The 26,670-nt window shown below is 73.3% G+C and carries 23 protein-coding genes; 8 read left to right on the forward strand and 15 right to left on the reverse strand.

From position 1 onward, the window contains the following. Positions 1 to 105: 105 nt before the first annotated feature. The 3 genes from ACZ4WQ_RS10245 to ACZ4WQ_RS10255 are packed head-to-tail and all read left to right on the forward strand — an operon-like array spanning position 106 to position 5,111. A complete protein-coding gene (locus tag ACZ4WQ_RS10245) occupies positions 106 to 1,899 on the forward strand; it encodes a carbamoyltransferase family protein (protein WP_385351417.1) in 1,794 nt (597 codons plus the stop codon). A gap of 39 nt (positions 1,900 to 1,938) precedes the next feature. After that, the gene (locus tag ACZ4WQ_RS10250) at positions 1,939 to 3,651 is read left to right on the forward strand and encodes a hypothetical protein (RefSeq protein WP_398375336.1); all 1,713 of its coding nucleotides are present in this window, start codon (positions 1,939 to 1,941) and stop codon (positions 3,649 to 3,651) included. Continuing rightward, a complete protein-coding gene (locus ACZ4WQ_RS10255) occupies positions 3,648 to 5,111 on the forward strand; it encodes a hypothetical protein (protein WP_398375338.1) in 1,464 nt (487 codons plus the stop codon). The genes ACZ4WQ_RS10250 and ACZ4WQ_RS10255 overlap by 4 nt, the downstream gene beginning before the upstream one ends. Before the next feature lie 97 nt (positions 5,112 to 5,208). Here ACZ4WQ_RS10255 and rfbB read toward each other — a convergent pair whose 3' ends face one another. Beyond that, positions 5,209 to 6,186: a dTDP-glucose 4,6-dehydratase gene (gene rfbB, locus ACZ4WQ_RS10260; protein ID WP_398375340.1), complete on the reverse strand. Its 978-nt coding sequence runs from the start codon at positions 6,184 to 6,186 to the stop codon at positions 5,209 to 5,211. A 10-nt stretch (positions 6,187 to 6,196) separates the two neighbouring features. Further along, positions 6,197 to 7,066, reverse strand: coding sequence for a glucose-1-phosphate thymidylyltransferase RfbA (rfbA, locus tag ACZ4WQ_RS10265; protein WP_398375342.1), 870 nt, complete (start codon positions 7,064 to 7,066; stop codon positions 6,197 to 6,199). Positions 7,067 to 7,518: 452 nt separating this feature from the next. Here rfbA and ACZ4WQ_RS10270 point away from each other — a divergent pair, with 452 nt between their 5' ends. Then, positions 7,519 to 8,820 carry a sensor histidine kinase gene (locus ACZ4WQ_RS10270; protein WP_398375344.1) on the forward strand — a complete coding sequence of 434 codons (1,302 nt, stop codon included), beginning with the start codon at positions 7,519 to 7,521 and terminating at the stop codon, positions 8,818 to 8,820. A 23-nt stretch (positions 8,821 to 8,843) separates the two neighbouring features. Further along, complete coding sequence (locus ACZ4WQ_RS10275) at positions 8,844 to 9,509, forward strand: response regulator transcription factor (RefSeq protein WP_311723357.1); 666 nt, start codon at positions 8,844 to 8,846, stop codon at positions 9,507 to 9,509. Positions 9,510 to 9,537: 28 nt separating this feature from the next. Here the strand turns inward: ACZ4WQ_RS10275 and ACZ4WQ_RS10280 are convergent, their stop codons facing one another. The 4 genes from ACZ4WQ_RS10280 to ACZ4WQ_RS10295 all read right to left on the reverse strand — a co-directional run bounded on the left by ACZ4WQ_RS10280 (position 9,538) and on the right by ACZ4WQ_RS10295 (position 12,932). Beyond that, a complete protein-coding gene (locus tag ACZ4WQ_RS10280; protein WP_398375347.1) occupies positions 9,538 to 10,479 on the reverse strand; it encodes a DUF2797 domain-containing protein in 942 nt (313 codons plus the stop codon). Between the two features lie 27 nt (positions 10,480 to 10,506). Then, a complete protein-coding gene (locus ACZ4WQ_RS10285) occupies positions 10,507 to 10,752 on the reverse strand; it encodes a DUF6332 family protein (RefSeq protein WP_361188893.1) in 246 nt (81 codons plus the stop codon). Between the two features lie 148 nt (positions 10,753 to 10,900). Beyond that, positions 10,901 to 11,638, reverse strand: coding sequence for a maleylpyruvate isomerase family mycothiol-dependent enzyme (locus ACZ4WQ_RS10290; RefSeq protein ID WP_385351434.1), 738 nt, complete (start codon positions 11,636 to 11,638; stop codon positions 10,901 to 10,903). A gap of 55 nt (positions 11,639 to 11,693) precedes the next feature. Continuing rightward, positions 11,694 to 12,932: an MFS transporter gene (locus ACZ4WQ_RS10295; protein ID WP_311723145.1), complete on the reverse strand. Its 1,239-nt coding sequence runs from the start codon at positions 12,930 to 12,932 to the stop codon at positions 11,694 to 11,696. Positions 12,933 to 12,973: 41 nt separating this feature from the next. On the opposite strand from ACZ4WQ_RS10295, the gene ACZ4WQ_RS10300 reads away from it, so the two are divergent. Next, the gene (locus tag ACZ4WQ_RS10300) at positions 12,974 to 14,200 is read left to right on the forward strand and encodes an ROK family protein (protein WP_358843574.1); all 1,227 of its coding nucleotides are present in this window, start codon (positions 12,974 to 12,976) and stop codon (positions 14,198 to 14,200) included. Between the two features lie 364 nt (positions 14,201 to 14,564). Here the strand turns inward: ACZ4WQ_RS10300 and ACZ4WQ_RS10305 are convergent, their stop codons facing one another. The 5 genes from ACZ4WQ_RS10305 to ACZ4WQ_RS10325 form a co-directional block, all read right to left on the reverse strand. Next, on the reverse strand, positions 14,565 to 15,503 hold the full coding sequence (locus ACZ4WQ_RS10305) for a phosphotriesterase (protein ID WP_398375351.1): 939 nt from the start codon (positions 15,501 to 15,503) through the stop codon (positions 14,565 to 14,567). Beyond that, entirely contained in the window at positions 15,500 to 16,102 is a 603-nt protein-coding gene (locus ACZ4WQ_RS10310) for a DUF4865 family protein (RefSeq protein ID WP_398375353.1), read from the reverse strand. The genes ACZ4WQ_RS10305 and ACZ4WQ_RS10310 overlap by 4 nt, the downstream gene beginning before the upstream one ends. 79 nt (positions 16,103 to 16,181) lie before the next feature. Then, positions 16,182 to 16,766, reverse strand: a complete 585-nt coding sequence (locus ACZ4WQ_RS10315) for a TetR/AcrR family transcriptional regulator (protein WP_311723141.1) — start codon at positions 16,764 to 16,766, stop codon at positions 16,182 to 16,184. Between the two features lie 101 nt (positions 16,767 to 16,867). Continuing rightward, positions 16,868 to 17,410 carry an ATP-binding protein gene (locus ACZ4WQ_RS10320; protein WP_398375357.1) on the reverse strand — a complete coding sequence of 181 codons (543 nt, stop codon included), beginning with the start codon at positions 17,408 to 17,410 and terminating at the stop codon, positions 16,868 to 16,870. Positions 17,411 to 17,634: 224 nt separating this feature from the next. Further along, positions 17,635 to 17,964: a hypothetical protein gene (locus ACZ4WQ_RS10325; RefSeq protein ID WP_311723356.1), complete on the reverse strand. Its 330-nt coding sequence runs from the start codon at positions 17,962 to 17,964 to the stop codon at positions 17,635 to 17,637. Between the two features lie 235 nt (positions 17,965 to 18,199). On the opposite strand from ACZ4WQ_RS10325, the gene cds1 reads away from it, so the two are divergent. Then, on the forward strand, positions 18,200 to 19,345 hold the full coding sequence (gene cds1 / locus ACZ4WQ_RS10330) for an L-cysteine desulfhydrase Cds1 (RefSeq protein ID WP_385343616.1): 1,146 nt from the start codon (positions 18,200 to 18,202) through the stop codon (positions 19,343 to 19,345). Between the two features lie 21 nt (positions 19,346 to 19,366). On the opposite strand, the gene ACZ4WQ_RS10335 is transcribed toward cds1, so the two are convergent. Both ACZ4WQ_RS10335 and ACZ4WQ_RS10340 read right to left on the reverse strand, forming a co-directional pair. After that, complete coding sequence (locus tag ACZ4WQ_RS10335; RefSeq protein ID WP_311723139.1) at positions 19,367 to 19,852, reverse strand: SRPBCC family protein; 486 nt, start codon at positions 19,850 to 19,852, stop codon at positions 19,367 to 19,369. Between the two features lie 201 nt (positions 19,853 to 20,053). Next, positions 20,054 to 20,890 (reverse strand): DeoR/GlpR family DNA-binding transcription regulator, encoded by an 837-nt coding sequence (locus ACZ4WQ_RS10340; RefSeq protein ID WP_311723138.1) that lies wholly within the window; start codon positions 20,888 to 20,890, stop codon positions 20,054 to 20,056. Positions 20,891 to 21,089: 199 nt separating this feature from the next. Here ACZ4WQ_RS10340 and ACZ4WQ_RS10345 point away from each other — a divergent pair, with 199 nt between their 5' ends. After that, the gene (locus ACZ4WQ_RS10345; protein ID WP_398375358.1) at positions 21,090 to 23,438 is read left to right on the forward strand and encodes a hypothetical protein; all 2,349 of its coding nucleotides are present in this window, start codon (positions 21,090 to 21,092) and stop codon (positions 23,436 to 23,438) included. Here ACZ4WQ_RS10345 and ACZ4WQ_RS10350 read toward each other — a convergent pair. Then, positions 23,408 to 25,849, reverse strand: coding sequence for a right-handed parallel beta-helix repeat-containing protein (locus ACZ4WQ_RS10350; RefSeq protein ID WP_385343432.1), 2,442 nt, complete (start codon positions 25,847 to 25,849; stop codon positions 23,408 to 23,410). The genes ACZ4WQ_RS10345 and ACZ4WQ_RS10350 overlap by 31 nt on opposite strands. A 173-nt stretch (positions 25,850 to 26,022) precedes the next feature. Next, entirely contained in the window at positions 26,023 to 26,625 is a 603-nt protein-coding gene (locus tag ACZ4WQ_RS10355; RefSeq protein ID WP_311723136.1) for an Rv1733c family protein, read from the reverse strand. Positions 26,626 to 26,670 lie beyond the last annotated feature (45 nt).

The following is a 26,670-nucleotide window of genomic DNA, read 5'->3' on the forward strand; positions in this document are numbered from 1 at the left end:
GCTGGCTCACCGAACAGGGACTGTGACCCGGGCGCGCCACCGTCCCCTTACCCAAGCACGAGCCGCGGCCAAGGACGACCGCGGTCCGGAAAGGAAAAGACAGAAATGATCATTCTGGGATACAACGGCTTCTCGCAGATAGCGGAGCTGTTCGGCCGGCTGTACGGCTACACCGCCGACAGCGTCGACCGCCACAGCTTCCTCGGCCATGACGCCGCTGCCGCCCTCTTCGTCGACGGCGAGCTGGTGGCCGCCGTCGAGGAGGAGCGGATGAACCGGCAGAAGAAGACCACCGCCTTCCCCGCGAACGCCATGCGGTGGTGTCTGGAGCAGGCCGGTATCTCCTACGAGGACGTGGACTACTACGCCTTCGGCTGGAACTTCACCGCGGAGTTCGCCGACGCCGCCATCACGGGCCTCGCGAGCGCCCCGATCCCGCCCGAGTACAAGTTCCAGGCGATCGGCTCCTTCGGTGAACTGTGGAACGGGGCGCTGGGCAGGACCGCGCTGATCGAGGACTTCACCCGCCACACCGGCTACGCCCTGCCGGACGAGAAGCTGATCACCGTCCCGCACCACCGGGCCCACCTGGCCTGCGGCCGCACCTTCTCCGGCCTCGGCGACGCCGCCTTCCTCATCAACGACGGTCAGGCCGAGGCGGACAGCGCCATCATGGGCGAGGTGCGCGACGGCAAGGTCGAGGTCTTCGAGCGGTTCACCATCGACGCGAAGAACTCGCTCGCGCAGCTGTTCGCCAACATCACCCGCTACCTGGGCTTCACCCCGAACAACGACGAGTACAAGGTCATGGGCCTGGCCGGGTTCGGAAAGGCCCCGGACGAGCAGGACAACCCCCTGCTGACGAAGGTCGTCACCCTCGAGGAGGGCGGCCGGTACTCGCTGGCCCTGGCGAACGACCCGCGCGGCCCGCGCGCCTATGACCCCCTGTTCGACGAGCTGTTCGACGGCAACGACGACAACCGCCAGGAGTTCGACTTCCGGGTCCGCGTCGCCTGCGCTGCCCAGCAGGTGATCGAGGCGGTGACCGCGCACCAGCTGCGCGCCCTGGCCGAGGCGACCGAGCTGCGCGATCTGATCTTCGAGGGCGGCCTCGCCCTGAACTGCGTCAACAACACCAAGCTGCTGGAGGAGCTGCCCTTCACCCGGGTCGAGGTCAGCTTCGGGGCGAGCGACCCCGGCGTCTCCATCGGCGCCGCCGCCCATGTCGCGCGGGAGAAGTCGGTCGCGCTGACGCCGACCGAGTCGCCGTACCTCGGCCCGGAGTTCGGCGAGGACGAGATCCGCGCCACGCTCGAGGAGTACACCTCCTCGGTCACCTGGGAGCAGCTGCCCAGCGACGAGGTGGTGGGGAAGACCGCCGAGCTGCTGACCGGGAAGACCGTCATCGGCTGGTTCCAGGGCCGCACCGAGTACGGGCCGAGGGCGCTGGGCAACCGCAGCATCCTGGCCAACCCGTCCTACGCCGACATGAAGGACGTCATCAACAACCGCGTCAAGCACCGCGAGCCCTTCCGCCCGTTCGCGCCGATCGTGCTGGAGGAGAACGCGGCGCGGGTGTTCGAGATGGGCAGGAAGGAGCGCTCCCCGTATATGACCTTCGTCTTCCCGGTGCGCCCCGAGTACACCGAGAAGATCGCGGCGGCCACCCATGTCGACGCCACCTCGCGCATCCAGACCGTCACCGACGACAGCAACCCGCGACTCGCCGCGCTGCTGCGCGAGTTCACCTCCCGCACCGAGGTGCCGTGCCTGGTGAACACCTCCTTCAACGTGGCGGGCGAGCCCATCGTCTGCTCCCCGAAGGACGCGGTCGAGTGCTTCCTGGGCACCGACATCGACCACCTGGTCATCGGCGACTTCCTGGTCTCCAAGCGATGAGGGGCCCAAGAGCGGCGGTCGACACCTGGGGGACCGCACATGGCTGACCGACAGACCCCGGCCGCCACGGCGGCCGGGGGTGTCCAGTGGCGGGCCCGGGTGGCCTCACTCCTGGAGATCGCCGGTGCGGTGGCCACCGTCGGCTCGATGATCCTCGTCGTCGAGATCTGCCGGGAACTGCTCACCGCCGACCCCGACACGGGCCGCCTCGACGGGCTCGTCCTCACCACCGTCGCCACCGCGGTGCTCGCACTCGCCCTCCAGATCGCCGGACGGACGCTGAGCCGCCAGGCGGCCCAGCTCACCCAGGAGCTGTTCCACGCCGGGGTGGCCGCCAGGCTGCGCGCCCGCCCCGCCGCCCGGTCGCTCCACGCGGCGTGGCGGGCCCAGAGCACCACCCTGGGCGGCGACATCGCCTCGGCCGGGGTGATGGTCGGCCGCGCGGGCTCGGAACTCGTCTCCGCGGTGCTGGTGTTCGTCCTCTCGATCGGCTACCTGTTCTGGGTCGACTGGCTGATGGCCCTGGTGACGCTGGCGCCGATCCTCCTCGGGTTCGTCACCTTCGGCGTGATCTCCGCGCGCTTCTTCAAGGAGATGAAGGACGAGTACGTGGCGTCCATCGGCGCCGTCGACGCGGTGCGCCCCACCATCGGCCTGGACGCCCGGATCAACCGCGCCGGCGCGCGGGCGCGCACCGCGGCGGTGGCGCGCACCTCGGCCCGCCGGCTGACCGAGGCCACCGACGGGTTCAGCGACTTCTTCCAGGTCCGCATCGGCGCCCTGCTGGGCGGCAGGGCCATCGCCGAGATCGCCTTCTCGCCGCTGACCGTCCTGGTGTTCGTGCTGTGCGGGGGCGCGCTCATGGTCCGGGCCGACTCGCTGGCCCCGGGCGACCTCGTGCCGTTCCTGGTCGTGGGCGCCGGGCTGGCGGCCCCGCTGCTGGCCAGCACCTACTACATGGAGGAGGTCGGCGAGGGCAAGAAGGCCACGGCGCGGCTGACCGCGTTCGCCGCGGGCGCCCCGGCGCCCGCCGAGGGCGAAAAGGCCGCGCCCGCCGAGGACGACCAACAGGCCACCGACCTCGCCGAACAGAACGCGCCCGCCGACGACTTCGGGCTCGAACTGCCCGAGCGCGGGGTGCTGACCGTCATCGAGCCCACGCCCGAAGGCGCCGACCGGGTGGCCGACTGGATCAAGGCCGACACGCCCGCCGAGCGGTTCGCCGCGGTGGAGGCCGAGCCGGCCGTCGTGCTCGGGCCCGTCGGCGCGTACATCACCGCCGACCGGCCCGGCGGGACCGAGCGGGACGCCGAGCGGGCGGCGCGCACCGCCGGGGTCCACGACACCGTCACGGCGTTCCCCCGCGGATACGACTCGGTCGTGGGCACCGAGGTGTCCCTCTCTTATCCGGAGCTTCAGCGGCTCGCCCTGGCCAGGGTGGTCGCGGCGGAGGAACACGGGGTCGTCCTGCTCGACCAGCGGGCGTTCGGCGGCGACACCGGCGTGCTGCGGGCCGCGGTGGACGAGCTGCGGGAGCGGGCGGCCGTGGTCGTCCTCAGCCCCGGTCCTTCGACCGTCACCGACGGGCGGCTCGCGGTCATGGAGGCCGGGCGGGTCGTCGAGTCCGGCACACACGAGGAGTTGCTCCGCGAGGGCGGCCGGTACGCGGCCCTCCTCGGCGGACACCCGGACACCCCGCAGGCCCTCCCGGCCGCTTCCCGAACCGCTACGTCCCAGGAGGGCAGCCGATGAGGGCCGTTCTCGCCCGCTACCTCCAGGTGTCCGGCACCAAGGCGTTGGTGTCGCTGCTGATGTTCCTGGTTCTCGGCGCGATCACACAGGGCATCGCCTTCACCCTGGTGGTCCCGATCACCGACGACCTCCTCACGCCGGACACTCCGGTGCCGTGGTCGTGGATCGCCGTCCTGGTGGCGATCACGGTGGTGCACTCCGTACTGCACTACCGGAGCGTTCCGATGGGCAACCGCATCGGCGCCGACCTGGTCACCACCCTGCACCGGGCCGTGGCCGACCGCGCGTCGGCCCTGCCCACCAGGTCCCTCGGCCCGGTGCACGCCGACCGGCTCGCCTCGCTGGACGGCAGCGCGGTCGTGGTCCTGATGGGCCTGCCCGCGCATGTGCTGCGCCCGCTGGTGGCCGCGGTCGTCACCCCGCTGACCGTGATCGTGATCAGCCTGTTCGTGGAGCCGCTGCTGGCGGCCACGCTGGCGGGCGGCCTGCTGGTCGTGGTGGCGGCGTCCTTCGCCGCGGCCCGGCTGCTCACCCGGGACGAGGAGCCGGACGGGCCCGAGTGGCTGCGCCGGGCGTACGAGAGCCCCTCCGGGGCCTTCCCGCACGGTGGCCGGCCGGGCGTGCTGCTGCCCGCCGTGGGCCAGGTGCTGCTGTGGCGGGTCGTCGAACTCGCGGTGTGCGGTGCCGTGGCGGTGTGCGCGGTGCTGTCCACCGGGGACGACGTATCGGCCGCCCAGGGCGTCGCGCTCATCGTGCTCTCGGCGCTCACCTTCCGGCCGGTCATGGAGGCCGCCCTGCTGACCAGCACGGTCGTCAACTCGCGCGCGACGCTGAGCACGGTCGGCCGGCTGATCGGCGCCGGTGACCCGGAGCCGCCCACCGACACGTGGCCCGCGGCGTGTGACGTCGAGTTCGAGGACGTCGGTGTCGCGGTCGGCGGGGCGACGGTGCTGACCGGGGTGTCCTTCCGGCTTGCGGCGGGCACCACCGCGGCGCTCACGGGCACACCGGACGGGGTGCGCCTGACACTGGCGGATCTGCTGACGGGCGATCTCCGGCCCACGTCGGGGCGGGTGCTGATCGGCGGGGTGGACGTCGCGGCCATCGCCGCGTCCGAGGCCGAACGGCGGGTGTGCCGGGTTTCGCCGGTGGAGGGCGCGGGCTCAGCGGGTTCCGACGGCTCCGACGGGGTGGCGGGTTCCTCGCCCTCCCTGGCCGACCGCTGGCGGCTTGCCCTGGAAGGGGCGATCGCGGCCGATCCCGCCCTGGTGGTCGTGGACGCGACCGCCGGCGCGGAGGCGTTCGCCACCGCCCCGGACCTGGCCGAGCTGCTGTCCACGCTCGTGCGGGACCGCACCTGCCTGGTGATCCCGGGCGCCGGGCTCCCTCTGCCGCACTGCGACGAGGAGTTGGTGGTCGAGGGCGCTCGCGTGGCCGTCCGGGCGACCGAGGTGAGATGAGGCGGGCGGCCGCAGGCCAGGGCCGCCGCAACGGAGAACGCCGGGCCGGAGCCGTTTCCACGGCATCCGGCCCGGCGTCCCGGACCACAGGGGAGGCTCAGCCCTTGATCGGCTCCCACCAGTCGCGACGTTCGGTGTACCACTGGACGGTGGCGGCCATGCCCTCGTCCCATGATGTCGCGGGCCGGTAGCCCAGCTGGTCGGTGATCTTCGCGCAGTCCATGGCGTAGCGGCGGTCGTGCCCCTTGCGGTCGGCCACGTGCTCCACCATCGACCGGTCCATGCCGAGCCTTCCCAGCAGTCCGTCGGTGACCTCGCGGTTGGTCAGTTCCGTGCCGCCGCCGACGTTGTAGATCTCGCCCGGCTTTCCGCCCTCGGCCACCAGCGCTATGCCCTGGCAGTGGTCGTCCACATGCAGCCAATCCCGAACATTCTCGCCGTCGCCATAAAGCGGCACTTTTCTGCCGTCGAGCAGATTGGTGACGAAGAGGGGTATGAGCTTCTCGGGATATTGGTGCGGGCCGTAGGTGTTGGAGCCCCGGGTGACACAGACCGGCAATCCATGCGTGCGGTGCACGGCCAGGGCCAGAAGGTCGGACGACGCCTTGGAAGCGGAATACGGAGAATTGGGCCGGAGCGGCTCCTCCTCCGTCCAGGGAGCAGCTCCGTTCTCCAGCGACCCGTATACCTCGTCGGTGGAGACATGTACGAATTTCCGCACACCGGTCTCGGTCGCCGCATGGAGCAGGGTGTGGGTTCCCACGACATTGGTCCGCACGAATTCATCGGCCCCCGCGATGGACCGGTCGACATGCGACTCGGCCGCGAAATGCACCACGAGGTCCGTTCCCCGCAGCAATTCTCCGACCAGTCGGACGTCGCAGATGTCGCCCTCGACGAATCGCAGTCGGGGGCTGTCCGCGACGCTTGCGAGATTCGCCTTGTTTCCCGCGTAGGTGAGCTTGTCGAGTACCACTATGTCGGCCTCCGTGAAGGCCTCGTAGTGACCCTGCACCGCCTGCCGGACAAAGTGCGAGCCGATGAAACCCGCACCTCCGGTTACCACTATGCGCACTGGCTGCCCTTCAGTCCTTGCCGGCGATTTCCATCAGGTACCTGCCGTAGTCCGTCCGCGCTAACTGCCGGCCCAGTTCGTAGCATGCGGCGGCGTCGATAAATCCCTTGCGAAAGGCGATCTCCTCGAGACAGGCGATGCGTACGCCCTGGCGTTGTTCGAGCACCTGCACATACTGCGATGCCTGGAGCAGCGAGTCGTAGGTGCCGGTGTCCAGCCAGGCGAAGCCGCGCCCCAGGTTGATCAGCCTGGCCCTGCCCCGCTCCAGGTAGACGCGGTTGACGTCGGTGATCTCCAGCTCGCCCCGGGCGGACGGGCGGACGTTCTTCGCGATGTCCACCACATCGTTGTCGTACAGATAGAGGCCGGTGAGCGCCAGATTCGACCTGGGCCGGGACGGCTTCTCCTCCAGGGAAACGAGATTCCCCTGCTCGTCCACCTCGCCGATTCCATAGCGCTCCGGATCGCCGACCGGATAACCGAAGAGCACGCAGCCCTCCACATCGGCCATCTCCTTCTCCAGCAGCCGACCGAATCCCGGACCATGGAAGACATTGTCACCCAGGACCAGGGCCACCGAGTCGTCGCCGATGTAGTCGGCACCGATGAGGAAAGCCTCGGCGATTCCGTTGGCGCAGGGCTGCTCGGCGTACTCGATGTTCAGGCCGAGCCGGCCGCCGTCTCCCAGCAGATCCCGGAACATGCTGATATGGGAGGGCGTGGAAATAATCAGGATGTCCCGTATGCCGCCGATCATGAGCACGGAAAGTGGATAGTAGATCATCGGCTTGTTGTAAACGGGAAGCATCTGCTTCGAGACCGCGTGAGTCAGCGGATGCAGGCGCGTGCCGCTGCCTCCGGCCAGGATTATGCCCTTCATATGACCAACTCTCCATAACTGGCAAGGATTAGCGCGGACATCTCCAGTTGGGTGGCCCGTGACATATCTAATTCGCTTGCGAGAGCAGGGGGTGTCGGCCTGAGGCGAGGCACTATCAACGGGCGCTCTGCGGACGGGAAATCCGACCAGGGTGACGTCGAGACCTGGCGCTACGGGACTGATGCTTTGGTTCGGAGTCGACCGTACGGCTATCTGATCAGTTCTGTCAAATGTGACGGTGGATTCGTCCAGGGTAAAGCCTGGTTATCTTGCGGCTGTTGTGCCGCCCTTACCCGTTTCCGCCTCTCGATAACTCCCCGAGTCGGGTCGGCGAGGCCGTCCGAAAACATGCGCGGCCACCGCGCGCCCGCGCCATGTACTCCGCCGGGAGTACGCCCGGCCACCGCCACGGGGCGACGCCGTCGCGGCCCGAGCCGGTCTAGCGTTGCCGTATGCGTGAATTCCTCCGGGGACGGGACTCCAGGTCCGGGCGGGCGGCCGCCCGGACCTGGAGTCCGCCGTGGTGGGGCGCGGGCCCCGAGGCCCGTCCCGCCGCCCGCCTGCCGTGGCGCTCCTCGCTGGCCGTGGCGCTCATCCAGCTGCTCGGGACGCAGTTCGCCGCGCACACCCAGCCCGAGCGGGCCGGCCTCGGCCTCCTCGGCCGGGCCCTGCTGCTGGCCGGGCCCGCGCTGCTGGTGCTGCGCCACCGCCACCCGCGGCTCGCCGTCCTCGGCACCGCGGCCGTCACCGCGCTCTACCTCGGCGCCGGATACCCCTACGGCCCCGTCTTCCTCAGCGTGGTCGTCGCCTGCGTCGCCGCCGTGGCCGCCGGGCGGCGGGTGGCGGCCTGGAGCGCGCTGGGGGCGCTGTGGGCCGCCCATCTGCTCATCGCCCACTGGCTCTGCCGCTGGCTGCCGCCCCCGGGCGACGGCCCCGCCCCCTGGGGTCAGGAGGCGGTCGTGGCGGCCTGGGCGGTGGCGGTCGTCGCCGGGTCCGAACTCGTGCGCGTACGGCGGGAGCAGTGGGCCCGCGAGCGGGCCGAGCGGGCGGCGGTGGAGCGGCGCCGGGCCGACGAGGAGCGGCTGCGCATCGCCCGCGAGCTGCACGACGTCCTCGCACACAGCATCTCGGTCATCAATGTCCAGGCGGGCGTCGGCCTCGCCCTCCTCGACCAGGACCCCGAGCAGGCCCGCACCGCCCTGACCACCATCAAGGCGGCCAGCAAGGAGGCGCTGGGCGAGGTCCGCCAGGTCCTGGACACGCTCAGGACCCCCGGGGACGCGCCCCGCTCGCCCGCCCCCGGCCTCGACCGGCTGGACGAGCTGACCGAACAGGCCCGTGGAGTGGGCCTCGCGGTGAGCGTCGAGGTGGACGGCGTACGGACCGCGCTGCCGCCCGGGGCCGACCTCGCCGCCTTCCGTATCGTCCAGGAGGCCCTGACCAACGTCGTCCGCCACTCCGGCTCCCGCACCGCCCGCGTCCTGCTGCGCTACGGCCCGGCCGAGCTGGAGCTGCGGATTGACGACGACGGCCCGGCCGCCACCGACGGCATGGCCAGTGGCGTGAGCGGAGGCGGCAACGGCCTGGTCGGCATGCGCGAGCGCGCCGCCGCGCTCGGCGGCACGGTGGCGGCCGGGCCGCGCCCGGACGGCGGCTTCCGGGTCCGGGCCCGGCTCCCGCTGACCGCCGCTACGGTGTCCCCGACACCGCGGCGGGAGACCTCTACGGGAGAACCGACGATGGAGGCCCCTTGAACCCGCCCCGCCCCTTGAGCCCCTTGATTCGAGTAGTGCTCGCCGACGACCAGATGCTGGTCCGCGCCGGGTTCCGCGCCCTGCTGGACGCCCAGCCGGACATCGAGGTGGTCGGCGAGGCAGCCGACGGCGAGCGGGCCGTGGCCCAGGTCCGCGAACTGCGCCCGGACGTCGTCCTGATGGACATCCGCATGCCGGTGCTCGACGGCCTCGCCGCCACCCGCCGGATCACCGAGGACCCCACCCTCGGCGAGGTGAAGGTGGTCATGCTGACCACCTTCGAGCTGGACGAGTACGTCTTCGAGGCGATCCGCGCGGGCGCCTCCGGCTTCCTGGTCAAGGACACCGAGCCCGAGGAACTGCTGCGCGCCGTGCGGGCGGTCGTGGCGGGCGACGCGCTGCTCTCGCCCGGCGTCACGCGCCGGCTCATCGCCGAGTTCGCGGCCCGGTCCAAGGAGCCCGCGCCCGCCGCCGCGCTCGTGGAGCTGACCGAGCGCGAGCGGGAGGTCATGGCGCTCGTGGGCATCGGGCTGTCCAACGAGGAGATCGCCCGGCGGCTGGTCGTCAGCCCGCTCACCGCCAAGACCCACGTCAGCCGCACGATGATCAAACTGGGCGCGCGCGACCGCGCCCAACTCGTCGTTCTCGCCTACGAGTCGGGCCTGGTCCGCCCGGGCTGGCTCGGCTGATTCTCCGGGACGGATTTCAGAACACGGGTCAGAACAGCCCCTCGGGCTCCGCCGCCTCCCGCGCCGGCGCGGCCACCTCCGCCGTGGTGGCGGCGTCCGCGGGGGCCGCGGCCAGCGGCCAGCCCGCCAGCTGCCGGGTGTCGAGCAGCAGGGCGCGGCCGGCCGTGTCGGTCAGATGGACGTCCGGCCCGGCCACGGCGTCCACTTGTCCCGCCACCGTGCGGCCGGGGGCGAGCCGGACGACGCCGTCGAGCGGGCGCACCCGGTCCAGGTGGAAGACGGCGTCATGGTGGACGGGCGCACACGGACAGAGGGCGAGGAAGTCCGGGAGGCCGTTCAGCGCCCGGGCCCGGGCATGGAGCGCGGCCAGCTGGGCCGCGCGCTCCCGCTGGGGCGGCGGATTCTCGCGCGCGGCGCGCTTGGCGGCGTACGGAAAGCGGTCCGGGACGCCGAGCGCGGCGCCCAGCACGGCCTCCGCCCGGCGGGTGGCCATCAGGGGGCCGCGTCCGAGCAGGGTGTAGGAGAGCGCGGCCTGTTCGAGCAGCCGCGCGCCCTCGCGCTCGGTCGCGGTGATCCCCACCTTGATCAGATCCGGGCCGAACCAGGCGAGATAGACGTCGTACGGGCGCGGGTCGTCGGTGCGGGTGTCGGCGGCGACGGAGTACGAGCGGTCCAGCCGTGCGCAGTCCGGGCACTGGGCGGAGACGGCGGTCGCGGACACCTCGGCGCCCACCGGGCACGGCGTGTGCCGGGCGCCTCGGCGCACGCCGACGCAGACGCGGGCAGACGCAGGCGCGGGCATCGCCACCGTCCGCGGCCCGGCGGCCGCGTGCGCTTCGCCCACGATGGTGAAGGCCAGCGGCCGGCCGGGCGACAGCGGGGAGACGCGGTCGCCGTGGACGGGGTGGTGCCAGGCCAGCGCGGGACCCGAGCGGTCCCAGCGCAGCCCCGCGCACTGCCACTGGCTCATCCGGTCCCCTTCCCGCACCCGGGGGCGTCAGCCGCGCCGCTTGCGCGGCAGCCACCACAGGACCTGGAGGACCCGGGCGGCGAACCCGGCCGTGGCCGTGGTGGCGGCGGTCGTCAGCCAGGCCTTCTCAGCCGCCCCGCCCAGGTCGGAGACGAGTGCCGGGCTGGCACAGACGAAGAACAGCAGGGCCGCCAGCAGGGCGCCGGTGACGACCGCGAACATGATCTCCACGGTGGCGGCGTCGCGCTCGGCCTGGGTACGGGGTCCGGTCATGGGGTGGGTGCCTCTCCTGCCGTCGGCCTATGGCCTCCAGCGTATGGCCTCGCCGACCGTCAACACGCCTGCGGCGCATGTGCGGTGGCGGCGCGGTGAAGAGCGCGCGGGGCGCACGCCGGTGGCCCCGCTGTCCGCCCCGGTCGTCTCAGATGGCCGAGCGCTCCCGCCACAGCTCGGCCAGCGAAGCGTCGCCCGTGGTCCGCAGCTCGGTGATCGGCAGGCGGTTCCACAGCGCCAGATAGAGCTCCTCGGCCGATCCGGACAGCTCGCAGTCGGCGTCTCCGGCGTCGCCGGACTCGACGCGCGGGACGTCGTCGGACAGCCGCACCGTCCAGACGGCCTCGGCGTCCGTGGCCCGCAGCCGCAGGGTGCGCGGTGCCTCCGTCCGCACCCGGCTCCGCTCGAGGGTGTGGAATCCGGTCAGCAGCTCGTCGAGGCCGTCGGCTGCGAAGGCCGGGGTGACGGGGGAGAGGCCCTTGCCGCGTGCCGACTCCGCGTCGACCCGGTGGATCGCCGTCTCGTGCGCCTGCCGCCGCGCCCAGAACGCGAGCGGTGTGCGGGAGGTGGGCAGGATGGTGAAGTACCGCCCCTCGGGGTCGGCCTCGGTGACCGCCTTGACCAGCGCGCCGTGGCCCTCGCGGAACCAGGGCGTCAGATCCGCGTCCCCGGGCTCCTGGCCGGGCTGGGGCCGCGCCGGTTCGGTCATCCCCTCGGTGAGCGTGCGGGTCACCCAGCGGTGCACCATTCCGGTGTGCGCAAGCAGGTCCCGTACGCGCCACTCGGGGCACGTCGGCACCTGGGCGTCCGGCCCGGTCTGCTCCGCGGCGTCGGCCATCAGCCGGCCTTCCCGGTCCAGAGCGTCGATCAACTCGGCAGTGTCCATGGCGGAATTCTGCCACTCGTGATCGACATCCCGGGCCCGGTCGGGGGAGAGGGGCTCAGACCGGCTCGTCGGCCGGCCGCCCGGCCCGGCGCGTGCCGTACGCGACGGCCGCCGCCACCGCCGCCAGCAGGGCTACGGTGGTCAGGGCGATCGGCAGGGAGAGCCCGTCGGCCAGGAAGCCGATGGCCGGCGGGCCGAGCAGCATCCCGCCGTAGCCGATGGTGGAGGCCGCGGCGACCCCGCTCGGCCCGGTCAGGGCGCCCGCCCGCGCGATCGCGACCGGGAAGAGGTTGGCCAGGCCGAGACCGGTGACGGCGAAGCCGAGGAGGGCGAGCCAGACGGAGGGGGCGAGCGAGCCCAGCAGCATGCCGGCCGCGGCCGTGGTGCCGCCCGCGACCAGCGTGCGGGTCTGGCCGAGCCGCTCCAGGAGCGTGGTGCCGCTCAGCCTGCCGACGGCCATCATCAGGGCGAAGACCGAGTAGCCCGCCGCGGCGACCCCCGGGGACGCGTCCAGGTCCTGGTCCAGATGGAGCGCGGCCCAGTCGGCCATCGCCCCCTCGCCGTACGCCGTGCACAGCGCGATCAGCCCGAACACGGCGACGAGCCGGCGCGCCGCGCTCCGGGAGCCGGCCGCCGACGTCCGCCCGTCCGGTGCGGCGTGCGCCGCCGGTGCCGTGCTCTCCTCGGGCGGCGCCGGTACGGGGACCGGCAGGCGGACCAGCGCCCGGCCCGCGACCGCGGCGAGCAGCAGCCCGACCGCGGCGAGCAGCGAGAGATGGGCGGTGGGGCTCAGCCGCCCCGCGATCAGCCCGCCGAGAGCGGCCCCGGCCATCCCGCCCAGGCTGAACGCGGCGTGGAAGCCGGGCATGACGGGGCGGCGCAGCGCGGCGATCAGATCGACGGCCGCGCTGTTCACGGCGACGTTGAGCCCGCCGAATCCGGCCCCGAAGACCAGCAGGACCAGCCCGAGGGCGAGCGCGGAGCCGGTCAGTGGCGGCAGCGCGACGCTGAGTGAGAGCAGGACTGCCGCGGCCACCGCCGTGGGGTGGCTGCCGAAGCGGCGGCAGAGCCGGCCGGTGACCATCATGGTGGCGACCGCGCCCGCCGACACGCCGAGCAGAGCGAGCCCGAGATCGCCCTCCGAGGCGCCGGTCCGCTCCTTGATCGCGGGGATCCGGGTCACCCATCCGGCGAACACGAATCCGTCGAGAGCGAAGAACGCGGTGATGGCGGTACGCAGTTGGGAGAGCGAACCGTCGGCGGGTACGGAGCGCCGCCGCCCCGAAATGACCATCCATGTTTTGTTTCGTGTCGGCACAAAGTGAGAATAGGGGCGTGACCCAGACACGGACAAGGCTCGAGCGGGGCCGAAGCGCTCTCGGCCCGGCGCTGGAGCTCGTACATACCGGCCGGGCGCCCACGCGAGCGGTGCTCACGGCCGAACTCGGCGTGACCCGCGCGACAGCGGGGGCCGTCGCCGCAGAACTCGAAGCGCTCGGCCTGATCCAGGTCGATTCCCGCCCGCCCGGGGCCGCCGGGGCGCAGGGCCGCCCCTCGCACCGCCTCTCGGTCGCCCCCGGTGGCCCGGTGGCCCTGGCCGCCCAGGTGCACGCCGACGGCTTCCGCGCGGCGCTGGTCGGGCTCGGCGGCCGGATCGTCGCCACCGACCCCGGCTGCATGACCGTGCCCGCCGATCCGGCGCATGTCATCGACGCCGTCGTCGAGGCCGGGGCCCGGCTGCTGCGGGCGAGCGGCCGCCGCTGCGTGGGCGCCGGGCTCGCGGTGCCCTCGGCGGTCGCCGAACCGGAGGGCACCGCCCTCAACCCGCTGCACATCGCCTGGCCCGCGGGCGCGCCCGTCGGCGAGCTGTTCACCCGGAGCCTCGCGGCGGCGGGCGTCCACGGCCCCTCGGGGGCGCCCCTCACCGGCCTTCCCGGCAACGACGTCAACCTCGCGGCGCTGGCCGAGCACCGCCACGGCGCGGGCCGCGGTGCCCAGCACCTGCTCTGCGTGGCCACCGGCCACCGAGGGGTGGGCGGGGCGCTGGTCCTCGACGGGCGGCTGCACACCGGCAGCGCGGGCCTGGCCCTCGAGGTCGGCCATCTCACCGTCAACCCCGAGGGGCCGCCCTGCCACTGCGGCAGCCGCGGCTGTCTGGACATCGAGGCCGACCCGCTGGCCTTCCTCCTTGCGGCCGGGCGCGAACCGGGACCCGAGGTGTCCCTGCTCCAGCAGGCGCGCGACCTGCTGCGCGAGGAGTACGCCGAGTCGTCCGTGCGGGCCGCCGCCGACCTGCTCATCGACCGGCTCGGCCTCGGCCTCGCCGGGCTCGTCAACATCCTCAACCCCGACCGCATCATCCTCGGCGGGCTGCACCGCGAGCTCCTGGAGGCCGACCCGGAGCGGCTGCGGGCGGTCGTGGCCGAGCGCAGCCTGTGGGGGCGCAGCGGGGGCGTGCCCGTCCTGCCCTGCACGCTGGACCACAACAGCCTGGTGGGCGCGGCGGAGTTGGCCTGGCAGGCGGTGCTCGACGACCCGCTCGAGGTGCTCGGCGCGGCCTGACCCGCCCGGGGCGGTCCTTGGCCGGTCGTCCGGCCTCCGCCCCCCTGGTCGACCAGGGGGTGTCCGGCGGATCTTGACGTCTGCGGCGGGCCCTTCCCTCCCCTCCCCGCCCGTTCCCGGCCCCTGTCGATGTGCGGCTCCGCCGCGTGGGGGGCTTTGCCCCTGGACTCCTGGGGGTCTGGGGCGGAGCCCCAGTTTCGGGAAGGGGCGGGGTGGGGGGCAGCATCGATGTGCGGCTCCGCCGCGTGGCCACCGGACACGGCCCAGACGCTGCCGCAGCGCGGCTTCGCGCCCCGCGGCCCTCAGGCGCACGGCCGCGGTGGCGCGGCCGCGAGCGGTACCACCCGCCGCCCCGGGCCCGGCCTCAGCCCGCCCGCCAGGCAGCAGCCAGGGCGCGGGCCGGGTTGGTGGTGAGCATGTGGCTCACCACCTCGGCCTCCAGGGACAGTTCGAGCCGGGGACGCAGCCGGCGGAGCAGATACGGCATGCCGGGGCCGCCGTTCGCCGACCGGGCCGCGGCCGTGGTCGTGTCACCGCCCAGCAGCAGCTGACCGGCGTACCCGGCGTCCACGAGCGCGGCCAGCACCTCGGGCAGCCGCCAGTCCGTGGCGTGGTTGGCGCGGGACGGCCCGTCGAAGGCGAGGAACGCCCCGGCCCGGGCCGCCTGCCGGTGCACGACCGGGTCCGGCGAGCGATTCAGATGGCCGAGGATCACGCTCCGCGGTGCCACCTCGTGCTCGCCGCACAGCAGCTCCAGTACGTCCAGGGCGCCCGTCCCCAGCTCCAGATGGACGGCGATGGGCGCGCCGGTGCGGTGATGGGCTCGGGCGGCCGCGGCCATGGTGCTGCGGGCGTGGGCGTCGAGGCCGTGGAAGCCGCCGGCGACCTTGATCAGCCCGGCGCGCGGGCCGGTGCCTCCGATGCCGCGCGTCAGCTCGTCGACGAAGAGCTCGGCGAGCCCCTCGAGCACCGCCTCGACAGTGCCCGGTGCGTAGTGCTGTGCCTGGTGCAGGCCCGTCGCGGCCACCAGATGGACGCCGGTGGCCCGGGAGAGCCCGGCCAGCTCGTCCGCCGCCCGCCCCAGGCCGTAGGGCGTCCACTGCACCACCGCGCTTCCGCCGAGCCGGCGGAAGGCCCGCAGCTCGGCGTCTGCCGCGGCCACGTCGGCCAGCTCCTGCCCGGGCAGGAGCCGGCTTTGGAGGAACAGGTGGTCGTGCGCGTCACAGATGCCCAGGGCCTCACCGGGCACATCGCCGAGCACGGTCCGTACGGCGGCTTGCTCCGTCCGCTCGGCCGCGCTCACCACTGGCGTCCGCGCGGCAGCCGCGCCAGGTCCGGCGTGGACAGATGGAGCACCTGGTAGCGGTCACCGGGGGCGTCGGGCGGGGCGGCGTCCTCCCAGAGGGTGAAGTGCAGCAGCTCCCAGCCGCGCGGGTCGATCACGAGGGCCGTCGAGTGCACGCCGTCCGCGCGGGCCGTCCGCCGCACCTCCTCCAGCGCGCCCTCGACCGCGCCCGCGGGACCGCCACCTGACGGGTCGGCGCCCGCCGGGACGGCCGTGGCGTGGCGGGTGGCGGTGCGCGGTACCGTGCCCTGCGCCGGGCCGGGCTCGAAGGCCAGACCCTGCCAGGTCTCGACCGAGGGGCGGCCGAAGTCCCGGACGATGCCCTGGAATCCGGGGCCCCACAGGAAGCGGTTCATGGCCTCCGGGTCGGCCCACAGGTAGAACGGCGCGTACTGGTTGACCGGGGAGCCGTCGACCCCGCGCTCGCGGATGCCGTAGGCCTTCAGCCCGAGCCCCGGGAAGTCGTCCAGCAGTGGGCCCTTCGACTCCACCCGATGCCGGATGATCTTCATGTCGTATTCGGCGGGCAGGGTGATCCGGTACTGCATGGCGTGCACGGGGAACTCCTGTCGTATCGGCGCGGAAGCGCGCGTGACGCACTGAGGGGCATCAAGGCCCAAGAGGCCCCAAGATCCCCTACGAGGCCGACCGCCGGGGCCGCGGCGCGCGGGCGGCGAGCAGGTCCAGCAGGCCCTGGACGGCGCTGTCGAAAGGCGCCGGCGAACCCGCGGCGCGGGCCAGCACATAGCCGCCCTGGACGGTCGCGACGACCGAGGCGGCGATCCGCTCCGGGTCGAGCCCCGCGTCGAACTCCCCGCGCTCCACCCCCTCGGAGACGACCCCGGCCAGCCGCGCGCGCAGCCAGTCGAGCGTCTCCTCCACCGGCTCGCGCAGCGCGGCGTCGCCGATGACGTCCGGATCCATCGTCAGCCGACCGATCGGGCAGCCGCGCAACACCTCCCGCTCCCGCAGCAGATACGCCCGCACGCGGTCATACGCGGTGCCGGGGCCGGAGAGGCACGCCTCGGCGGTGGCGCGCAGCTGCTCCGCGCTGCGGCGGATGGCGGCGAGCGCGAGGTCGGGCTTGCCGCTGAAGTGGTGGTACATGCTGCCCTGGCCCGCGCCCGCGCGCTGCTGGATGGCCTTGGGGCTGGTGCCCACGTAGCCGCGCTCCCACAGCAGGTCCTGAGTGCTCTCGATCAACCGGTCCGCAGTGCTCATGAACCCACTGTACATACTAGTAAGTACAGATGGGGGCGGCTCCACCCGGCTCCACCGGCCGCCGCCGGGCGGTGCCCCCGGCCCGACCGGGGGCGCGCGGCTCAGTGGGGCACTGCGGAACGGGCGGCGGGGGCCCGCTCCCGGACCCCGGCCGGCGGTGCGGGGCGGGAGAGATCGGTGCGGTCGGGCGGGGCGGTGCGGGCCGCGCCGTGCGCCGCGAAGGGGGACTTGGCGGGGGTGGCGGGCTGCGGCACGGCCAGGGAGAACCAGACGACCTTCCCGCTGCCGTCGTCCCGGGCGTGCATGCCCCAGCTCTGGCTGACCGCCGCGACCAGGGCGAGCCCCCGGCCATGGGTGGCCATCAGGTCGCACTCGGGGACATGGGGCAGCCGCGGATCGTGGTCGCGGACCGAGACCGTCAAGCGGTCCAGCATGAGAACGATCTCCACCGTGCACTGCTTGTCCGGCTGGGCGTGCCGGTGGACGTTGGCGAGCAGCTCGGTGACGGCGAGCGCGGCGGGATCGATGAGCGGATCCAGGTGCCAGTAGCGCAATTGCGCGGACACGATTCTGCGGACCTGCCCGATCCGCGACGGCAGGGCCTGAAGCTCCACCGTGCAATGTCTGCTTGGACGACTGATCACGGCTGCGACTCCCTGAAGAAGTTGGGGCTAGCCTGATTCAGATGCGGGCGTCGAACGCGCGCAGCGGCCACCGTCACCAGTGGTGGCTGCCGGGCGCGACCGGGAGAGGCCGGTTCTCAGCGTCACCGCCCGTTGACCCTCAGTGATACTGGTGTGCGTCCAGGGTCGACCCCCGCGCCCATGTGCGCAACTCAGGGGGTACGTCCCGGCGATGGCCGGGGGCGTCAGCCCTTGGAGGTGTGGCCTCGCGCGCTGCGGATCACGTCGAGGAAGCGGCTGGCGGCGCCGGGCGCGGCGGCCTTGGCCGCGGCGTCCCGCTCGCCCAGGGTGAGGCGATAGCGGGTGCCGTTGACCGTCGCGAGGGCCTGGTCGCCGTCCGCGAACCACGGCTTGCTCGCCTGGACCGACTGCACGGGGGCGCTGTCGATCTCCCGGCCGTAGCTGGTCAGCAAGTGCAGCCTGCCGTCCTTGATCAGGACCTGTCCGGCATGCGTGACCGAGCGCAGAAACCGCTCGATCCGCACCCCGCGGGCGTTGAACTCCGTATCGGCCATGGTGACCGCCTCCCCGGTGACTCTCGCCGGCATGTGCGCCGCTCTCCCAGCCATCTTTCACATTCTCCCTGCTGCGCAGTGTGCCCGGGACTGGCCCGGGATGCCAGGGCGCACAGGTGCCCACTTATGATCCGAAAAGGCCCGAGTGCGCTACTGGGGCCTCAGGATAGGCAAGGAGCGGCGCGTGGAGAGCACAGCGCGAGCGGGCGGCCGGACCGTCAACACCGACACCGACATCCGTCAAAACGTCGACACCTTCGAGACCGTCGATGCGGCCGGGACCGTCGATACCGCCGATGTCGACCGCAGTGACCAAGGCTACCGGGACTGGCTCAAGGAGGCCGTCCGCAAGGTCCAGGCCGACGCCAACCGCTCCGCGGACACCCACCTGCTGCGCTTCCCGCTGCCGGAGCGGTGGGGGATCGACCTGTACCTCAAGGACGAGTCCACCCACCCCACCGGCAGCCTCAAGCACCGGCTCGCCCGCTCGCTGTTCCTCTACGGGCTGTGCAACGGCTGGATCCGCCCGGACAGGCCCGTCATCGAGGCGTCCAGCGGCTCCACCGCCGTCTCCGAGGCGTACTTCGCGCGGCTGATCGGCGTGCCCTTCATCGCGGTGATGCCGCGCACGACCAGCCCGGAGAAGTGCCGCCTGATCGAATTCCACGGCGGCCGGTGCCATTTCGTGGACGACCCGCGGACGATGTACGAGGAGGCTGTCGCGCTCGCCGCCAAGTCCGGCGGCCACTACATGGACCAGTTCACCTACGCCGAACGGGCCACCGACTGGCGCGGCAACAACAACATCGCCGAGTCCATCTACCAGCAGCTGCGCCTGGAGCGCTATCCCGAGCCGGCCTGGGTGGTGGCCACCGCGGGCACCGGCGGCACCTCCGCGACCATCGCCCGCTACATCCACTACATGCAGTACGACACCCGGGTGTGCGTCGCCGATCCGGAGAACTCCTGCTTCTTCGACGGCTGGGTCCACGAGGACGCGGCGGCCTCCAGCGAGCACGGCTCGCGCATCGAGGGCATCGGCCGGCCCCGGATGGAACCCAGCTTCGTGCCCGGCGCGATCGACCGGATGATGAAGATCCCGGACGCGGCGAGCGTCGCGGCCGTACGCGCCCTGGAGCGGGCCATCGGGCGCAAGGCGGGCGGCTCCACGGGCACCGGACTGTGGAGCGCGCTGAAGATCGTCGCGGAAATGGTCGCCGGGGGGCGCACGGGGAGCGTGGTCACGCTTCTGTGCGACCCCGGCGACCGTTATCTCGACAAGTACTACTCGGACGCCTGGCTCGGGGAGCAGGGGCTGGACATCGCGCCCTACGCCGAGACGATCGACGCCTTCCTCACGACAGGCCGCTGGCCGCGATAGCCGCTTCGAACGACCGACCCCTCAGGAGGGCGCCGCGGCGGCCAGTTGGCGGTCCAGCGCGCGCACCGCGTCGCGGAAGGCGCGCCGCAGGCCCGGGCGCAGCAGTCGCAGGGCGCCCCGCAGCGGCGCCACCCCGTCCACCGCGAAGGTGTACCGCACCAGGGAGCCGGTGCCGTAGGGGGAGGGCACCAGCCGCCACTCCTCCAGCAGGGCGCGCAGCCCCGGGATATTGGTCCGGTCCACGCGGTAGGCATAGCGCTCCGCGGGGTCCGCCGCCATGACCGTCTCGGTGAAGCGGGTGCCGCCCTTCAGCCGGATCTCGCGGCCCCTGCCGTCGTCGGTGGAGCGGGCCGCGGCGACCTGGCGGTACCACCGAGGCCAGCCCTCGACGTCGGCCAGCGCCGTGAACACCGCCTCGGGCGGGGCGGCGGCCTCGGCGACGAAGACCAGCCGCAGCGGGGCCGTGCGGACATAGCCGAGACCCACGGGACGCAGACGATGTCTCATGCCGCCCACGGTAACTGGCGCCCCGTCAGATGTCTGCGGCGCCCGACGGCTCGACGGCCCCTCCGCCCGCGCCCCGAGACACGCGCTCCTTTTCCCGCTCAGTCTCGGGGCGCTTCTACGCGCGGGCTTCCCTCGTCGCTGCTCGCTCCTCCGTCGCTGCGCGGCTCCTCAGTCCAGCCCGCACAGCGCCCCGAGACACGCTCACATGGCGGGCTCGCCCGCCACCACCAGCTCCCCGGGCAGATGCTCCAGTATCTCCGCCCGGGCCTTCTCGGGCAGCCCCGGGTCCGTCACCAGCGCGTCCACCTCGTCCAGTGACGCGAAGGAACTCAGGCCCACCGTGCCCCACTTGGTGTGGTCCGCGACCACCACCACCCGCCGCGCCGACCGGACGAAGTGCCGGTTGGTCTCCGCCTCGGCCAGGTTCGGGGTGGACAGACCGGCCTCCACCGATATCCCGTGCACCCCCAGGAACAGCACGTCGAAGTGGAGCGAGCGGACCGCGGCGTCCGCGACCGGACCCACCAGCGTGTCCGAGGGGGTGCGGACCCCGCCCGTGAGTACCACCGTCGCCGCCCCCGGACGCGGCCCCGCCCCGCCGCCCGCGGCCGACCGCTGGGCGTTGTAGAAGACGTCCGCCACCCGCACCGAATTCGTCACCACGGTCAGGTCGGGGACGTCCAGCAGCTGCTGCGCCAGCGCGAAGGCCGTGGTCCCGCCGGCCAGCGCGATCGCCGTGCCGGGCGCCGCCATCGCCGCCGCGGCCTTCGCGATGTCTTCCTTGGCGCTCAGTTCGAGACCCGACTTGGCCTCGAACCCCGGCTCGTAGGTGCTCGCCTCGGCGACCGGTACCGCGCCGCCGTGCACCTTCTCCACCATGCCCAGCCGGGCCAGGGCGTCCAGATCGCGACGGACCGTCATGTCCGACACGTTCAGCTTGCGGGTCAGCTCGTTGACCCGTACCCCGCCGCGCCGTCTCACCTCGTCGAGGATCAGGGCACGCCGCTGCTCCGCGAGGAGATTCTGGTTGTCGCTCACGCGGCCCGTCCCTTCGCGTTCCCATCGGCTTTCATCTGTCTTCATCCGTCCGCGGCTCATCTTCGCATGCCGCGGGGCCACACGATCTCTCCCGAACCCCGGGATCACGATTTCGCCACGCCCGGCGCTGCGGCGTCGGGCCCGCGCCCCGGGGGCACGATCCTGGACGGGACGACCACACCGGGATCGGGGGGACGCGGTGGCAGCGGCGACGCATACGAGTACCGACGCGGCGGCGGAGAACGACGACCGGCCGCCGCCCGACCTGGAGCTGCTGGTCCACGGTGTTGGCGGGGCCACCTCGCAGGAGATGCTCACCGACCCGCGGACCGTGCTGGTCACCGGCGACGAGACCGCGGGGATCTACCGGCGCATCGAGGACACCGACGCCGAGAACCGCCCCCAGGACTACCGCGAGTCACCGGTCCGCGAGGCCTACTGCTGGTCCAACCTCACCTCCGGCAACGGCGCCCGCGCGCTGTGGCTGCTCCTGCTGCCCTTCATGGTCGCCAACCTCGCCCACTGGATGCGGCCCGCCGCCGACCGGCGCGAGCGCACCGTGCGCGCCTACGGCCTCCTGGTGCGGCTGATCGCGCTGAGCCTCACCGTCCTGCTGATCGCCGGGGCCTGTGAGGTGGCGCTTGACCTGGTGGCGTGGCAGTGCGCGGGCTCGCAGCCCTGCGCGGACGACAGGTCCTGGCTGGGCTTCATGTCGCCGCGGGACCACGGCTGGTGGAGCCAGCCCGGCCGCCGCCTCGCCCTGGCCTCGCTCGTGCCCACCGCGCTCGGCGGGCTGTTGTGGTACCTGTCCAACCGCACCTGGAGCGCGTACGAGTCACAGCCCCCGCTGCGCCGGCCGGTGGACGAGTCGGACCCCGCGTCCGGGAACCGCGCCGCGCTGTGCCTGCCCGGCTTCTGGTACGGCCGCCGGATAGTGGCCCGGCTGCGCGCCGCGCACACCGCGGCGAGCTTTCTGACCATCGCCGCCGGCCTCACCGCGGCCACCGCCTCCTACGACCGCGAGCCGGGCGGCAGCGCCCTCCTCGACGCCCTCGGGTGGCTGCTGCTCGCCCTGCTCACCGCGGGCGCCCTGCTCGTGGTGTACGTGGTGTGCCGCCGGGGCCGCAGCGAGACCAGGCTCGACGACGAGCTGGACCGGATCACCACCACCGCCCTGCCCGGCGCCGCGCTCGGCGTGCTCGCCCTGGCCATGCTGTACGCCGGCTGGTCCCGGCCCGGCTGGACCTCCCGGGGGCGGCTGCCGGGCGACGCCGCCTTCGGCGTCCTCGCGCTCGCCCAAGGCACCCTCGTCGTCGCCCTGGCCCTGTGCGCACTGGCGCTGTACCGGGCGGCGCCCGCCGGACGAACCCCGCTGCGCGGCCTCGCCGGGCCGGCCGTGGCGATGCTGGCCTGCGGTCTCGGCGCGGTGCTCTGCGGCGGCGTCGCCCAGCGCGTGGCCGACTGGCTGGACGGCGACGCCACGCCCGGCATGGCCGGGGGCCCCATCGCCGGCCCTCCGGCCCTGCTGTCCTGGCAGGCGGCGGTCGTCCCCGCCGTGCTGTTCGTGGTGCTGCTGGTGGCCCTGTTATTCGCCGTGCGGGTGTGGCGGGTGCGGCGGCGGCTCGTACGCACCGTGCCCGACGGCTACCCCGGGGAGCAGCCCGACGCGGTGCGCACCCGAAAGATCGCCGGGGTGATCGCCCGCGCCGGACTGACCGACTCCGCCCCGGCCATCATCGGCCCCGTCGCCCTGTTCACCCTGCTCCTCGGCGCGGCCGCGGTCACCGGGGCCTGGGCCACCCACCAGGTGCCCGGACGGGCCGCCGAGGGCGGCCCCGCGGCCGTCGAGGCCACGGCCCGGACCGCGCAGGCGCTCGGCTCCTGGCTGATGGGCCTGGCCTTCCTGCTGCTCGTCACCTGGGCCCGCCGCGCCTACCGCAGCCCCTCCGCCCGCCGCACCATCGGCATCCTGTGGGACGTCGGCACCTTCTGGCCGCGTGCCGCCCACCCCTTCGCGCCCCCCTGCTACGCGGAGCGGGCCGTCCCCGACCTGACCTGGCGGATGGAGACCTGGACCCGGCGCCACGGCGGCCGGCTGGTGATCTCCGGCCACTCCCAGGGCAGCGTGCTGGCCGCCGCCGCGGTCTGGCAGGTCGACCGGCGCACCCGCGGCCGGGTCGCGCTGCTGACCTACGGCTCACCGCTGGAGCGGCTCTACGGGCGCTGGTTCCCCGCCTACTTCGGCATGGCCGAGCTGTGCTCCCTGCACGACGAGGTCCGCTGCTGGCGCAATCTGTGGCGGTACACCGACCCGATTGGCGGCCCCATCAGGCTGCCCGACGGCACCGGTCCTGAGGTGGACCACGAGGGGCTCAAGGACCCGCTCGCCTACGGCCGCACCGCCGATCACCCGCTGCCCGCCCCGATCCTCGGCCACTCCGACTACCAGGCCGACCCGGCCTTCGACCAGGAGCGGGCCGGGCTGCTGGCCCGCCTCCCGGGCCAGTCCCCACCGCGTCACAAGAGCTCCGGCAGATCCTCCGGGTAGAGCAGCGTCAGGTCGTCCGTGCTCGGATCGGTCAGCTGTGCCACCCGGCCCGCGTGCCGCTCCACCATGGCCTCGAAGGTCTGCCGGGCGGTGCGGCCGTTGCCGAACGCCGGGCCCTTGGGGATCGCCGTGAAGTACTTCAGCAGCGCCTCTGCCGCGCCCTCGCCGATCCGGTACTCGTGCTCCTCCGCCTGCTGCTCCACGATCCGCAGCAGCTCCTCCGGGGCGTAGTCGCCGAAGGTGATGGTGCGCGAGAAGCGGGACGCCACGCCCGGGTTGACGGTCAGGAAGCGCTGCATCTCCGCGGTGTAGCCGGCCACGATGACCACCACCGCCTCCCGGTGGTCCTCCATCAGCTTCACCAGCGTGTCGATCGCCTCGCGGCCGAAGTCCCGGCCCGAGTCCTCCGGCGACAGCGCGTACGCCTCGTCGATGAACAGCACACCGCCGCGCGCCCGGTCGAAGGCCTCCTGGGTGCGGATCGCCGTCGAGCCGATGTGCTCGCCGACCAGGTCCACCCGGGAGACCTCCACCAGATGGCCGCGCTCCAGCACCCCGAGCGAGGCCAGGATCTCCCCGTACAGCCGGGCCACCGTGGTCTTGCCGGTGCCGGGGGAGCCGGTGAAGACCAGATGGCGGCGCACCGACGCGGCCTTGAGGCCGGCCTGCTGCCGACGCCGGCCCACCTCGATCATGTCGGTGAGGGCACGCACCTCGCGCTTGACGCTCTCCAGGCCCACCAGCGTGTCCAGTTCGCCCAGCACGGCCTCGGACGCGCGCACCTCCACCGGGGCGGCCGGCGCGGCCGCGGCGGCGGGGGCGGCGCCGTCGGAGGTGCGCTGCGCCGGAATGCTGCCCAGCAGCCCGCCCGTCGACGTGGCCGTCTCCACCGCGGGCTTCCCGGCCGCCGCCGCGACCGACCGCGCGGCGGGCGTGGCCGCGCTCTCGTCGCTCGTGCAGTCCTCCACGATCGGACCGGTCTCGGAGAACTCGTAACCGCCGCGCGCGCACCGCTCCGTACGGCACCGGGTCAGGGTGGACCGGCAGCCGTCGATGATGTGGAAGCCGTAGCCCCCGCTGCCGGACACCCGGCAGTTGTCGAAGGTGCCCCGGCCCTCGGCGGACACATAGAAACCGGCCTCGGTGGGGGAGGTGACCGTGGTGCGCTCGACCTTGGGGTCGGCGCCCTTGGTGACGATCACACCCGTCGCCGTCCCGTCGATGGTGCAGCCCGCCAGCGTGCCGCCGCTGCCGTGGTCACGGAACCAGGCGCCGGTGGCCGCCTCCCGGATCCGGCAGTCGTCCAGCTGCGCGGTCGCCCCGTCGCTCACCGACACCGCGGTGTTGCGCACCTGCGACAGATCGCTGTCGACGACGTCCACCCGCGAGCCCCGGTCCAGCACGAACAGCGCGTCGGGCACATCGTGTACCCGGCACGAGTCGAGGACGGCCGTCGCGCCGTCGCTCACCCACACCGCGGGGTAGTCGCCCGTACTCTCGTGCAGCTCACACTGGTTGGCGTCCACGCGGGTGCCCGGGTCCCACACCGACAGGCCGTTGCGCCCGAACCGGCGCACCTTGGAGCGGGTGAGCGTGAGCACCGAACGGGACCGCAGGTCGATCGCGTTCTCCGGGATGTCGTGGATGTCGCAGTCCGCGAGCGTGAGCACCGCGTCCGTGTCGAGGTTGACCCCGTCGGCGGTCGTGCGGTGCACCCGGCAGTCGGTCAGATGCCCCGTGGCGCGCGCCGAGACCTGCACGCCGGCGCCCCTGATCTCGTACACCTCACAGCCGACCGCCTCCAGCGCGCTGCCCTCGCCGGTCAGCGACAGCCCCGCGCCCGAGGCGTGGTGGACGCGGCAGCGCTCGAGCCGCGGATGCCCGCCGCCGCGCACATCGACGCCCGACTGGCCCGCCGCCACCACCTCGCAGTCCTCGAACACCCCGCCCGCCCCGTCCAGCACGCTGAACCCCACGCCCGCCGGATTGTCCACGGTGCAGCGCCGCACGGTGGGCCGGGCGCCGCCGCGCACCTCGATCCCCACCGCCGAGCGGGTCGCCACCCGCACATCCGCGAGCTCCGGGGTGCCGTCCTCGACGAGCAGCGCGGGCGAGGCCGAGTCCTGGCCCTCGATATGCAGATCCTGGATCACCGCGGACGCGCGTATGGTCAGGGCGACGCCGTCGGCCGGGGCGATCCGTACCGAGCCGCGCCCCGAGCCCTCGGGGCCGCGCAGGGTGACGGCCCGGCCCACCACCAGATTCTCGCGATAGGTGCCGGGCGAGATGGAGAGCACATCACCGTCCCCCGCGGCCTCCAGGGCCGCCGAGAGGGAGCCGTACTCACCTGTGCGGCGCCGCCACCGCGACGTTCCGCTGTGCGTCACCTGGACGACCGAGCCCTGTGCCATGGTGCTGTTGTGCCCCCACCTCGTGCGTATGCCGGCTGCGTGCGACTGTGCCGCTGTGCTGTGAAAGCCCCACCGTAGCGTGCGCGGAGGGCGGTGCGTTGACGCGGCCGTGGCCGGAACGCTCGGCTCCGCTCCGCCGTTTCAGCGCGGTGCCACGCCGTGGCACACGGCCGTCAGCTTCCGGCCCCCGCCCGGCCCCAGTCCTGGCCGGCCCGTTCCCAGGCGATGTCCCACTCGGCGTACCGACGGCGCATCAGCCGCCATACGACCAGCCGCCGGGTGCCCTCGAACAGCCCCGCCACTCCCGCCCCCGCGGCCGTCCCGGCCAGCACGGCGTGGGTGGCTGCGGTCGCCTCGTCCAGCGGGCGGCTCGCCGGCCGGCCCTGGCCGTCCGTCCAGAGCCGGAACTGTTCGCCGGGGTCGGCGCCCGGGTGGGTGCCCAGCGCCCCGGAGTGCTTGCTGCCGTCCGGCCCGGTCCAGCGGGCGAACACCCGGCGGTGCGCGTCACGCGACGAGGCGGTCTCCGGATCGGAGTCGATACGAGGGTGCGGCAGGACCTTCACCACGGTCGCCGTGACCAACTGCCGCTGCTCCCGCTGCTCCCGCACCGTCTCGCGCAGCGCCCCGTGCGTGAGCGAGCCCGTCACCCAGCCGACCGCAGGGGCCACGAGGACGATGAGCACCACGGCAAGCAGCGCCGCCCAGGCCTCGGCGAGGTCCGTCCCGCGGCGCAGCGGGTTGCGCCGCCAGCGCCACAGTCCACGGATCGTCCGCATGCTCACGCACCCCCTTCCCCATTCGTGGATACCGCATGACGGGCC

Source organism: Streptomyces sp. NPDC028305, assembly GCF_055569495.1.